This window comes from Streptomyces aurantiacus JA 4570, assembly GCF_000414115.1.
In the GTDB taxonomy this organism is placed as follows: Bacteria; Actinomycetota; Actinomycetes; order Streptomycetales; family Streptomycetaceae; genus Streptomyces; species Streptomyces aurantiacus_A.
This window is the reverse complement of record NZ_AOPZ01000019.1, coordinates 1-11997: the sequence shown is the minus strand read 5'-3', so window position 1 is coordinate 11997 and position 11997 is coordinate 1. Positions and strand designations below refer to the sequence as shown.

Here is an 11997-nt window from a genome sequence, read left to right as displayed (position 1 = left end):
GGGCGCGGAGCCCGACGTGGACCCCGTGCCCGTGTCCGTGCCCCCGTCGGTCTCGGCCGTGCCCCGGCCCGGTCCTGCATTCGGCTGCGTACCCGTGTCACTCATGGCCCCATAGTGCCTGGAGCAGGCCACGATCCGCTGGGAGGGCCCTCAACCTGTGGACAACGGCGGCCCGAGCCTGTGGAAAACCTATCCGGGCCCCGGCCCCAGCCACGCCTCCCTCGGCGGCGACGTCAGCTCGCCCAGCTTCGCGTACGACCACGCCCGCAGGACCTCGTGCGCGGCCCCCGGAGGCGTCGCCGCCACGATCACGTCCGTGGTGTGGCGGGACAGCAGGAGGTCCCGGAGCCTGGTGGCCACGCCCAGGCGCCGGTACTCCGGCACCACCATCAGTTCGGTGATGACGAAGAGCCGTCCCGCCCCGGCGTGGGCGGCCGCCTCGGCCGGCAGGATGTTCCGCAGCGCGTCCGCGAGCGTCCCGCCCCGCTCGGCACGGAAGCCGTACAGGCAACCCGCGAGGACCGCCCCGGAGTTGGCGGTCACCATGTCGAAGTCCGGTTCCTGCACATGCCGTTCGAACCGTTCCAGGAACGCCTTGCGGGCCGCGCCCCCTCCCGGCCCGTCCAGGCCGTGGCACTCCATGTACAGGTTCGCCATCACCTCGCGCTGCTGCTCCGCCTGCCACCGGGTCAGCCGCCGCAAGAACACCTCAGCCATGCACGCCTCCCACCCCGCGACCCCGCGTCGCACCACCCCGCACGCCGCGCACCTGGACTCCGCATGGTGACACCACCGGCCTCCTTGGGGAACTACGCGTGTACGACGATCACGCGATGAGCCACGCCCGCGGCTGGTCCGGCGGCTCTACAACCGCTTGAACACCCCCGTGAGCCCCGCGATCAGCATCGCCGCCAGCGCCCAGCCCGCCAGCGTATAGAAGGACGCGTAGTTCGCCGCGTCCCCGACGGCGTAGAAGCGGGCGCGCTCGCCGAGGCCGGCGCCGGGGATGAGCAGGTCGGCGGCGTAGCGCCCGGAGTGGAAGTCGACCTCGCTGCTGACCGTCTTGGAGCGATGGATCTGACCCAGGCCCGCCGCGCGGTCGAACAACCACCAGCCGAGGCAGTAGAGCCCGCCGATGGGCAGCAGGATCCGCCAGGGCCGGTAGCCGAAGCCGACGGTGGCCCACAGCATCCCGGTCCAGGCCATGCGGAAGGGCCACTGGAGCCGGCCGAAGACGCGGTGCGGCCGGTCGCGGCGGCGCAGTTGGGCGGCGACGCGGACGCGGCGGGCGTCGCGTTCGTTGCCCTCGCGCTGGTAGACGTCGGCGAGCTGGCGGTAGGGCTGCGGCGCGAAGCCGTCGATGTCGCGGGCCAGCCAGGCCAGGCGGCGGCGCACCGGCATGGACGGCTCCATGCCGTCGGTGTCGCGGGCCGGCCAGGCCAGGTGGCGGCGCACCGGCGTGGGCTGCTCCATGCCGTCGATGCTCGTGTACGTGAAGCCGTTGAGCCGGACCTGGGAGTCGTCGTCCCAGCTCTTCGCCGCGTCCTGCCAGCCGCCGACCTTCGTCATGCGCAGGTCGACGATGCCGTCGACGTGGGTGGGCAGGAAGCGGACGCGGCGGGTGATGTCGGCGCCGAGCAGCCGCAGCGCGTACTTGCTGCTCCCGGGGCCCCGCCGGAACTGCCCGCCCGTGCAGCTCAGGTCGCCGCCGACGCGGGCGTTGAGGAAGCTGACGCCGCCGCGGGCGTCGAAGCCCTCGCGCAGGTTGACGTTGCCGTCGACGGCGACGCACTGGGCGTCGAGCGCGAGCACGCTCTCGGTCGCGCTGATGAAGGTGCCCTTCCTGCACTGCAGGTTTCCGCCGACGCGGGCGCCGTGCAGCATCACGCCGCCGTGCGCGGTGAAGTCCTCGTGGCACAGGACGGTGCCGGCGCACGTCATGGCGTACGCGTCGATCGCGCGGCCCTCGCTGTGGCCTCCGGCGTGGTGGAAACGGCCGCCGGAGCAGTCCAGGTCGCCGCCTATCTGCGCGTTGCGCAGCACGACCTCGCCGTACGCCTCGAACTCGCCGCCCTTCTCGGTGCGCAGGAACACCGAGTCGGCGACGGCGATGCCGTAGGCGCGCAGCGCGGTGGGGTTCTCGTCGCCGGCGGCGCGGTTGTCGAAGGCGCCGTTGGTGCAGTTCAGTTGGCCTCCGGTGCGGGCGGAGACCAGGTCGAGCAGCCCGGTGACGCGGGCGCCCTCGAACCAGATGCCGCCGTCGGCGATCATCCCGCTCGCGTCCACGGCGGTGCCGCCCGCGTTGTGGAAGACGCCGTCGTCGCAGTCGAGCGCCCCCTGGATGTGCGCCCCGCACACCTGCACCTCACCGGTGGCGGTGAAACCCTTGCCCAGGCAGACGTCCCCTTGTGTCTGCAGGCAGTTGGCGTGGAAGCCGGGCACGTGGCAGCCAGGGAGCTGCACCGTGAAGGCGCGGGCGTCGTTCATGAGGACCGGCTCGGGGGACTCGAAGTAGCAGTCCTCCAGGTGCAGCGGCCGGGAGAGGTGGGCGGCCTCCAGGTCGAGCGCGCCGGTGACGCGGGCGCCCGCGAGCCACACCGCCCGGTGCGTGCCGCCGTCGGACCCGTTCGGCCGGGTCAGCAGCTCGGCCAGGAACGCGGCGTCCACGGCGCGTTCGTCGCCCCAGTACTCGCCGTCGCCCGCGTCCACGCGCTCGCCCGGTACGGGGCGCAGATCGACGTGGGTGCCGCGGGCGAGCAGTTCCTTGTTCATCGTGCTCCCCCTTGCGTTCTCCCCCTGGCGCGCGCTGTTCGCTCCCGCGCAGGCGGGGCGCCAGGATGGCAGCGTTCCGGGAGAGCGTCAGCGCGCGGCGCGTACACCGGGGCATCACAATTCCCTTACGGAAGAGGGGAGTTGGTTGAATCCTGAGCGATGTCGCCCCCTCCGGCCCACCCCTCCCGCGCTGCTCGCGAACGGCCGGTGACCTCCGACCACCCGCGCGACTGTCCGGTGTACGGCGGGGGCCGGGTGCGGGAGGTGTGGGCCCGTCGGCCGACGTAGCCGCTCCGGTACCGGCGAGCAGACGGGCAGATGCGGCCCCACCGCTGGTGACCGGCTTCGTCTCGACCGGCTGCCCGACCGAGCGCGCGGCGCCGAAGACCTCCAGCGGGCCCGCGGCGGAGAGCCTCCACGCAGCGCCACTCACCGGCTACGGTGAGCGTCGATATGCGGGGCGGGTATGTGCACGTCCGCTCGGGCGGAGGAGCCGATGGGTCAACAGGGCGCGGACACCGGGCAGTTGACGCGGTTGCGCCTCGATGAACTGCTGGAGGAGCTGGCCGCGCGGATCAGCACGGTCCGTGGCACCCGGGACCGGCTGCACAGCCTCCTGGAGGCGGTCCTGTCGGTGGGCCGCGAGCTGGACCTGGCGCAGGTGCTCAGACGGATCGTGGAGACGGCCGTCGCGCTCGTCGACGCCGAGTACGGCGCGCTCGGCGTGATCGGCGAGGGCCGCAGGCTCGACGAGTTCCTGCCGGTCGGCATCAGCGAGGAACTGCGCGCGCAGATCGGCGACCTGCCCTCCGGGCACGGCCTGCTCGGCGAACTGATCCGCAACCCGCAGCCGCTGCGCCTCGCGGAGCTCTCCGACCACCCCGCGTCGGCCGGATTCCCGCCGCACCACCCGCCGATGCACTCCTTCCTCGGCGTCCCCGTCCGCGTACGCGACGAGGTCTTCGGCAATCTCTATCTGACCGGGAAGCACGGCGGCGCCGAGTTCGACGCCGAGGACGAGTCGGTGCTCTCGACGCTCGCGGTCGCGGCCGGCGTGGCCGTGGAGAACGCCCGCCTGTACGAGGAGGCGCGGCTGCGCGAGCGCTGGCTGCAGGCGAGCGCGGAGGTCACCAGCGCGCTGCTGTCCGGCGCGCCGGAGGCGCAGGTGCTCGAACTGATGGCGGAGCGCGCGCGGGAGATCACGTCGGCGGACCTCACCGCCATCGAAATGGTGCAGGGCGACGGCGACTTGAGGGTCGAGATCGCCCTCGGCGCGCGCGCCCGGCTGCACCACGGCGCCACGCTGCCCCGCAAGGGCTCGTTCGCCGGGGCCGCCCTCGAGGCCCAGGCCCTCGTCCTCTCCGCCGACGTGCGCAAGGATCCGCGGGTGACGTACAAGGCGTCCCGCTGGGAGGGGCTCGGCGCCGCCGTCGCCGTACCGATGAGCACGCGCGACGACGTACGCGGTGTGCTGCTGCTGGCCCGCAGCAGCGGCCGTCCCGGCTTCGCGGAGGCCGAGACCACGCCCCTGACCGGCTTCGCGGGCCAGGCCGCGCTCGCCCTCGAACTCGCCGACCGGCGCCGCGACGCCGAGCAGATGAGCCTGCTCGAGGACCGCGACCGCATCGCCCGCGACCTGCACGACCTGGCGATCCAGCGGCTCTTCGCGACCGGCATGACGCTGCAGAGCGTGCAGCGGTTCGTGGAGCACCCGGGCGCCGCCGAGCGCCTGCACCGCGCCGTCGACGACCTCGACGCCACCATCAAGATCATCCGCTCCACCATCTTCGGCCTGCGCGACCACGAGGCGCCGGGCGGCGCGGCCGGTCTGCGCGTGCGCACCGTCCGCGCGGTCGAGGACGCGGCCGCCGCCCTCGGCTTCACGCCCGCGCTGCGGATGGAGGGCCTCATCGACACGGACGTCCCCCGCGAGGTCGCCGACGACGTGGTCGCCGTCCTCAACGAGGCCCTGTCCAACGTGGCCCGCCACGCCCGGGCCCGCCGGGCGGAGGCGTCACTGGTGGTGCGGGAGGGACTGCTTGAGGTGGCTGTGGTGGATGACGGCGTGGGGGTCGAGGGGGTTGAGACCGAGCCCGGGCCCGAGCGGGGCGCGGGCCTGCGCAACCTCGCCGAGCGGGCGGAGCGGCTCGGGGGCGAGCTGGTGGTGCGGGCGGGGGAGCGGGTGGGGACGAGGCTGGAGTGGCGGGTGCCGCTCCGGAGGAATAGCCCGTCCGGCGCTTGAGGCCCGTCCGGCGCTTGAGGACGAGCCGCGAAGCGGCGACGAGCAGGGGGAGAGGGGGCGGCAGCCCCCATGCCGGACGCAGGCGGAGCCGCGGATCGACACAGAGCGGCGGGGCTAAAGGCCCCGCTGCTCCGCGGCGGCACGGCTGACCTGCGCCGCGAGCACAGCGGCCTGCACCCGCCGCTCGACACCAAGCTTCGCCAACATCCGCGAGATGTGGTTCTTCACAGTCTTCTCGGAGAGATAGAGCTTCCCGCCGATCTGACGGTTGGTGAGCCCCTCCCCGATGAGCGCGAGGATGGCACGCTCGCGCTCGTTCAGGACGGACAACCGCGCGTCCCCGGACGCCGGTTCACCCTCGTCCGCGCGCAGCGACCGCATCAGCCGGGCCGTCGTCGCCGGGTCCAGCAGCGACTGCCCGGAGGCGACCGTACGCACCGCGGTCACCAGGTCCGACCCCTTGATCTGCTTGAGTACGTAGCCCGCGGCGCCGGCCATGATGGCGTCGAGCAGCGCGTCCTCGTCGTCGAAGGACGTGAGCATCAGGCAGGCCAGCCCCGGCATGAGCGACCGGAGTTCACGGCACACCGTGATGCCGTCCCCGTCCGGCAGGCGCACGTCGAGCACGGCGACGTCGGGCCGCAGCGCGGGCCCCCGGGCCAGCGCCTGCTCCCCGTCGGCGGCCTCCCCGACCACTTCGATCCCGGGCTCCCCGCCGAGCAGGTCGCGCAGCCCCCGGCGGACGACTTCGTGGTCGTCGAGGAGGAACACGCGGATGGCGGGGGCGGGGTCCGGTACGGCGGCGGTGCCGGCCGTGTTCACGTCGTCCACGTCCACCCCTTGGTCGGTCGGCATGCCTCCTCGGTCGGCTCGGCGTGCCATGTCGAGCGTGACGGAAAGGGCTTGCTCCCTGCCAGGGGCCGAACGGCCCGGCCACGGCCGGACGCCGGGGCCGAGCGGCCCCCGAGGAGGGCCATTCGGCCCTCGCGCGACGCGTGCCGCGCAGGGCATCGTTGAGTACGGAACAACCCCCGGAAGCACGGAACAGCCCCGGCAGGCAGTACGGGACAACCCCGGAAGCAGGGCCCGGTGCGCAGCTGAGCCGCCGCACCGGAGCCGTCCAGGGTGCGGCACGACTGAGGTCAGGTCCAGCGACCACCGCACCCCGCCTGCGCGGCCGCAGGGGAGCGGCCGCGCAGGCGCGTCCTTCTGGCGGGGGCGCCTTGGTGGCCTCCCCCCCTGACGCGAACCCTTCGCAAATCCTGACATGCCGGACCCTGATAGATTCCTGCCGTCCGATCATCGGAACAAGTGGGACAACAGGCACGGCAGCAGGGGGATCATGTCCGCGGAGCCGCTCGACGGGCACAACTTCATGGCGCTGCTGGGCATCGTCTTCCTCTGCACGGTGCTGGCGACGGGCCTCACGGCGTACGGCTGCGCGACTCTCGTACGCCACGTCGTCCGAGGCGCGACGCGCTCGCTGCCGCGCGCCCTGCGCGGCGCCGCGTCCCTGGCGGGGGCGGGCGCGCTCGCGGTGTACGCCTGGGGTGCCGTGCGCCTGCTCGCGTTCGACGACACGGAGCACGGCTCGGCGTGCCGCGCGGCGGAGGGCCCGGTCGACGTGACGGCGATCGACGGCTACAGCGCCACGTACGTCCCGCTGCGCTTCGGCTGCCATACGACGGACGGCACGACGTACGCGGTGGGCGTCCCCGACTACGTCAACCCGGCGACGCTGACCCTGGCGGTCACGGCGACGGTCCTCGCGGCCGCGGCGGCTCTCACCGGCCCTTCGAGCCCCCGTCCAGGGTGTACTTCACGAGCGCGTTGGCGTGCCCGTGCCCGAGTCCGTACTCGGCCTTGAGCCACGCCACGAGCTCCATGTGCTTGCTGAGCTCGGACCCCCGGATCAGCCCTTCCCACTCGGCGATCGGCCGCCCGTACTTCTTCTCGATCGAAGGAAAGTAGCTGGCGGGACCGTTGGCGGCGGCAGTGGACATCGGGACACCCTCCCCTGTACTGGACAGCAACTGCCCTCTAGGACAGCCGCGCCCTCCCGAACTGATCGCCCCCCAAAGGTGATCCACGTCACGCAGCCCCGTGAGGCCCGCCTTCACAGATGCAGCATGTGCATCAACTCGGTGCTCCGCATCCCGGTCGGCACCTGAGGCGCGTCCTCTCCGGGCCGCATCCACCCCGCCGCCACCGCGGCGGCGACCGCGGCCGCCTCGGCCTCGTCGGCCGCCGCGTTCAGGGCCGGGTTCGCGCCCAGCTCGCCCGCCTTCGCGGCGGCCGCCGCGGCCTGCGACGCGGTGAGGGCCGCGCGGCACGCGGCCACGGCGGCCTCGCTGTCGCCGTCATGGGTCCGGCCCATGCGGGCGGCCTGGGCCGCGGACGCGGACGCGTTCCGCGCGCAGCGCGAGTCCGCCGCCGGCGCGGGGTCGCTCTCGGACAGCACCGCGACGGCCTGCGCGGACACCCGCGCGGCGTGGGCCGCCTTCCACGCGACCTCCTCGTCCGCCGGTTCGGCCCGCCTCCGCTCGACGTACCGACTGACGGCCGCGGCCCGGGACGCGGCGCTTCGGGCCCGGGCCGCGTGGCTCGCCCTGAGGCTCGCCCCGGTCGAGGACGCGTCCGGCTGCTCCCGCTGCTCCCGCTGATCCGACTGATCCCGCTGCCCCCGCTGATCCGGCTGCTGCTCGTCGCGGTCGAGTTCGCTCACGGGCCGTCTCCTTGTCCGCTCGGGTCGCTCGGGTGCCCCGCAGGGTGACATGCCGGGCCGCAACAGGCCAGAGCCGTCCGGCCGTCGATGTGCCGTCGATGTGCCGCCGGTCTCGGCCGCCCGTCTCAGACGAAGAGCCCCAGCGCGTTGTCCAGCGACCACACCTGCCAGCTCATCCCGAAGAACGCCACGGCGGAGATCAGCGCCATCATGAGGTTCTGCCCCTGCTCCGCCCAGTCGTGGATCATGAGGACGAGATAGATCAGGTTGAGCACGAGCCCGCCGACGAGGGCGATCGGCGTGAGGAATCCGGCGACGAGGCCCAGGCCGAGGGCCAGTTCCGCGTACGCGACGACGTAGGCCATGAGCCGCGGGTGCGGCTTGACCAGGCGGTCGAAGCCGCGGCTCACGACGGGCCACCGGTGCTTCTCGGCGATGCCGCCCGCCCAGCCGATCCCGCCGCCGGCGAACCACGACTTCTTGTCCTTGTGCCGCCAGCTCTCCAGCCACCACAGGCCGAGCCCGATCCGGAGGACTGCCTGCCACTCGGCTCCGCCGAGCCAGATCGTCTGCATCGATGCCCCTCCCGGGCGAACCGCCTACCGTCTGCTGACGGTGTGTCAGTTCAGCGGATGCGCCCCGATCCCGCAAGGTCTCGACTTCTCGACGGTGCCGCCATAACCTCGATCTGATGGGTCGTCAGATCCGAGCGGTCCAGACGGGCCGGAGCGGGTCGGAGCGGGCCGGAGTAGGCCGGAGTAGGTCGGAGTGGGAGGGGCGCGGCGTGAGCGGCACCGAGAGTGGCACCAAGGACGTTCCCAAGGTCATCAGCGTGGACGATCACGTCATCGAGCCCGCGCACCTCTTCGAGACGTGGCTGCCGGCCAAGTACCGCGACAGGGGCCCGCAGCCCTTCACCGCGGGCATCGGCGACCTGCAGTACGTGGGCGGGAAGTACCGGTTCACCACCGACCCCGAGGGACAGATCACGGACTGGTGGCGGTACGAGGACGAGATCTTCCCGTACAAGCGCATCATCGCGGCCGTCGGCTTCTCCCGGGACGAGATGACGCTCGACGGGATCACCCGGGAGCAGATGCGGCGCGGCTGCTGGGACCCCAGGGCCCGCCTCGCGGACATGGACATCAACCATGTGGAGGCGTCGCTCTGCTTCCCCACCTTCCCGCGCTTCTGCGGCCAGACCTTCGCGGAGGCCAAGGACAAGGAAGTGGGCCTGGCGTGCGTCCGCGCGTACAACGACTGGATGGTGGAGGAGTGGTGCGGGGACAGCGGCGGCCGGCTGATCCCGCTCTGCCTCATCCCGCTCTGGGACGTGGACCTGGCGGTCGCGGAGATCGAGCGGAACGCCGCGCGCGGCGTGCGGGCCGTGACGTTCAGCGAGATCCCGACCTATCTGGGGCTGCCGTCGATCCACTCCGGCTACTGGGACCCGTTCTTCGCGGCCTGCGAGGAGACCGGCACGGTCGTGAACATGCACATCGGCTCGTCTTCGCAGATGCCCGCGGCGTCCCCGGACGCGCCCCCCGCCGTCCAGGCCGCGCTGTCCTTCAACAACGCGATGGCTTCGATGATGGACTTCCTCTTCTCCGGTGTGCTCGTGAAGTTCCCGCGGCTCAAACTCGCGTACAGCGAGGGGCAGATGGGATGGATTCCGTACGCCCTGGAGCGCGCCGACGACGTCTGGGAGGAGCACCGGGCGTGGGGCGGCGTCAAGGACCTCGTCCCCGAGCCGCCGTCGACGTACTACTACCGGCAGATCTTCTGCTGCTTCTTCCGCGACAAGCACGGCATCGAGGCCATCGAGACGGTCGGCGTGAACAACGCGACCTTCGAGACGGACTACCCCCACGTCGACTCCACCTGGCCGCACACGAAGCAGGTCGCGACGGACCACGTGGGCCACCTTCCGGAGGAAGTGGCCTACAAGCTGCTGCGCGGAAACGCGATTCGTATGCTGGACCTGCCGTTTGATCAGGATCGGACGGTCTCAGCGACGTAGCACCGCGCGAGAGGCGGCCGGATGCCGATTCCCACTTCGGAGGACCTGACCACGCTGGCACGGGCGTATGTGCGCCGGGCTCCGGGAGCCGTCGGCAAGGCGGCGCTGGTCTCCCGGTATCTGAACGGCCGCTTGCGGGACCGCCCTCGCCGACGCGTGGTCGACACGGATTTCGGGGCGAGACTGGCCGTCGATACGCGGGACCTCATCCAGCGCTACGTCTACATGTTCGGGGTGTGGGAGCCGAACATGACGCGTTGGCTGCGGAGCCGGCTCCGTCCCGGCGACACGTTCGTCGATGTCGGCGCCAATATCGGGTACTTCAGCGTGCTGGCCTCGCGGCTGGTCGGCCCGGCCGGGCGGGTGGTGGCGGTCGAGGCGTCACCCGCGTTCCACGAGCGGCTGCTCGGCCAGGTGCGGCTCAACGCGTGCGGGAACGTCCGGGCCGTGAACGCCGCGGTCTCGGACCGGGAGGAGACGCTGACGTTCATCCTGGCCAGCTCCCACAACATGGGGGCGAACAGCATCGTCCCTTACGCCGGACCCGCGGAGTCCACGTTCGACATCGAGGCCCGCCCGCTGCCGGAGCTGCTCACGCACGAGGAGATCACCACGGCTCGCGTGGTCAAAATTGACGTCGAGGGCGCCGAGGGGGGTGTCATCCGCGGCATGGCCCCGATGCTCGACAAGCTGCGGCCCGACGCCGAGGTCACCGTGGAGGTGACTCCGGACCGCATGCGGCAACTCGGCTTCTCCGCCGCGGAGTTGTTGGCGACGATGCGGGCCCACGGCTTTCATGCCTACCGGATCGTCAACGAGTACGCTCCCGAGACCTATCCGGCAGCGCTCCGCGGGCCGGCGGCGGTGCCGGTTCGTTGGCGGGGGCCGGTCGTGGACGAGAGCGATCTGGTCTTCTCCCGGGTGGACGCCGAGACGCTGTAGGGCCCGGTCGGACACCAGGCCGCCCAGGAGCCGCCCCCGCCGCCGACGCCCCCGCCGTCAGCGCCGCCACCGGAAGTCGCCCAGCGCCCTCGCGCGGGCCTCCACCACGGCCATGCGCGCGGCCCGCTCGGCCGTGTCGGTGTGGGAGGGAAGGCTCGTCGCCTGGCCGGGCCACTTGCGGTAGAGGAGGCCCGTTTCGGCGGAGAACCAGCCGCGGGCCACCGCGTTCAGCGCGAGCAGGAGGCCGGTGTCCTCCGACGCGGGCAGTGCCATCCAGCCGCCGAGCGCGACGAGCAGCTCCCGGCGTACGCAGAGTGTCGCCGGGTGGACCTGGGCGATGTGGTCGTGCGAGGACCAGTGGTCGAGGACGGCCCGGCGGTCGATCGGTCCCGGCTCCGGGTCGTCCGGGAAGCCGACCGTGGATCCGTCCGGGAGCAGGTCGAGGGCGCGCGACGTCGCCCAGCCGATCGTGCGGTCGCCCTCCAGGGCGGCCAGATCGCGGGCCAGCGCGCCCGGCGTGAGCTGGTCGTCGGCGTCCAGGACCTTCACGTACGCGCCGTCGGCGTGCGCGAGGGCGAGCGTGCGGGCGACGCCGGGGCCGCCGCGACGGCCCTGCCGGAAGGTCACGCGCGGGTCGTCCGGGACGTGCGGGGCGACCTCGTCGCTCTCGCCGTCCTCCTGGATCACCCAGTGCCACTCCCACCCCTCGGGGAGCTCCTGTTCGCGGAGCGACGCGTACGCGTCCGCGAGGAACCGGGCGGAGGGGCCGTGCACAGCCGTGATGACGATGACGCGCCGCCGCACGGCACTCACCACCTTTCGCGGTCTCCCGGGTCGATAAAGGGTCGACAGGGGTTCCATGTAGGGTGAAAGGTTCTTTTGTCTTAATTCGGCGTGCCCGCCGCGCGCGGCGAAAGTCCCGCGCGAATTGGACGCCTTGGAGAGGGCGCGCTCACGGCAGCCGCGGGACGATCGGGGCATGGAAGGGCCCGACCGCCGGCGACGGGGGATGCACCAGCGATCGGGCTGTGTCCAACCGTAACAAGCCTGTTGGCGCAGGGGGAGCGAACCACCGGACCGAATTGGTGTGTTGTGATCGGGATCACGCGGAGTGATCCGTGCCGAGGGAAGAGCGGGAAGGGCAGGAAGAGGGAAATAGCGGACGCGCACCGTTACTTGTCCGCTCACCTACTCGCGCCTCTCCGGCCCTCCCGCTCACCTACTCCTCTACTCCTCGCACGGGGGCGCGTAGGAGAGCCGGGGCAGATATTCGCGCCATTTCTCTCGCGTCAGAAC

General features: G+C 72.3%; 11 protein-coding genes. 4 read left to right on the top strand and 7 right to left on the bottom strand.

Features of this window, described 5'->3' with window-relative positions; genetic code table 11:
- Positions 1 to 189 precede the first annotated feature (189 nt).
- Both STRAU_RS02715 and STRAU_RS02710 read right to left on the bottom strand, forming a co-directional pair.
- The gene (locus STRAU_RS02715; RefSeq protein ID WP_037657187.1) at positions 190 to 717 is read right to left on the bottom strand and encodes a hypothetical protein; all 528 of its coding nucleotides are present in this window, start codon (positions 715 to 717) and stop codon (positions 190 to 192) included.
- 147 nt (positions 718 to 864) lie between these two features.
- Positions 865 to 2772: a hypothetical protein gene (locus STRAU_RS02710; protein WP_016638689.1), complete on the bottom strand. Its 1908-nt coding sequence runs from the start codon at positions 2770 to 2772 to the stop codon at positions 865 to 867.
- 496 nt (positions 2773 to 3268) lie between these two features.
- On the opposite strand from STRAU_RS02710, the gene STRAU_RS02705 reads away from it, so the two are divergent.
- Positions 3269 to 5014 carry a sensor histidine kinase gene (locus STRAU_RS02705; RefSeq protein ID WP_016638688.1) on the top strand — a complete coding sequence of 582 codons (1746 nt, stop codon included), beginning with the start codon at positions 3269 to 3271 and terminating at the stop codon, positions 5012 to 5014.
- Positions 5015 to 5128: 114 nt separating this feature from the next.
- On the opposite strand, the gene STRAU_RS02700 is transcribed toward STRAU_RS02705, so the two are convergent.
- Positions 5129 to 5869 (bottom strand): response regulator, encoded by a 741-nt coding sequence (locus STRAU_RS02700; protein ID WP_016638687.1) that lies wholly within the window; start codon positions 5867 to 5869, stop codon positions 5129 to 5131.
- 487 nt (positions 5870 to 6356) lie between these two features.
- On the opposite strand from STRAU_RS02700, the gene STRAU_RS42840 reads away from it, so the two are divergent.
- Positions 6357 to 6881, top strand: a complete 525-nt coding sequence (locus STRAU_RS42840) for a hypothetical protein (RefSeq protein ID WP_016638686.1) — start codon at positions 6357 to 6359, stop codon at positions 6879 to 6881.
- Here STRAU_RS42840 and STRAU_RS39875 read toward each other — a convergent pair.
- The 3 genes from STRAU_RS39875 to STRAU_RS02680 all read right to left on the bottom strand — a co-directional run bounded on the left by STRAU_RS39875 (position 6799) and on the right by STRAU_RS02680 (position 8314).
- Positions 6799 to 7017, bottom strand: coding sequence for a DUF4287 domain-containing protein (locus STRAU_RS39875; protein ID WP_037657186.1), 219 nt, complete (start codon positions 7015 to 7017; stop codon positions 6799 to 6801). The genes STRAU_RS42840 and STRAU_RS39875 overlap by 83 nt on opposite strands.
- A 113-nt stretch (positions 7018 to 7130) precedes the next feature.
- Positions 7131 to 7739, bottom strand: coding sequence for a hypothetical protein (locus tag STRAU_RS42185; RefSeq protein WP_016638685.1), 609 nt, complete (start codon positions 7737 to 7739; stop codon positions 7131 to 7133).
- 125 nt (positions 7740 to 7864) lie between these two features.
- On the bottom strand, positions 7865 to 8314 hold the full coding sequence (locus STRAU_RS02680) for a DoxX family protein (protein WP_016638684.1): 450 nt from the start codon (positions 8312 to 8314) through the stop codon (positions 7865 to 7867).
- A 209-nt stretch (positions 8315 to 8523) separates the two neighbouring features.
- Here STRAU_RS02680 and STRAU_RS02675 point away from each other — a divergent pair, with 209 nt between their 5' ends.
- Both STRAU_RS02675 and STRAU_RS02670 read left to right on the top strand, forming a co-directional pair.
- Entirely contained in the window at positions 8524 to 9759 is a 1236-nt protein-coding gene (locus STRAU_RS02675; RefSeq protein ID WP_016638683.1) for an amidohydrolase family protein, read from the top strand.
- Positions 9760 to 9780: 21 nt separating this feature from the next.
- Positions 9781 to 10701, top strand: a complete 921-nt coding sequence (locus STRAU_RS02670) for an FkbM family methyltransferase (protein ID WP_016638682.1) — start codon at positions 9781 to 9783, stop codon at positions 10699 to 10701.
- Between the two features lie 57 nt (positions 10702 to 10758).
- Here STRAU_RS02670 and STRAU_RS02665 read toward each other — a convergent pair whose 3' ends face one another.
- Entirely contained in the window at positions 10759 to 11505 is a 747-nt protein-coding gene (locus STRAU_RS02665) for a glycosyltransferase family 2 protein (protein WP_037657184.1), read from the bottom strand.
- Positions 11506 to 11997: the final 492 nt, after the last annotated feature.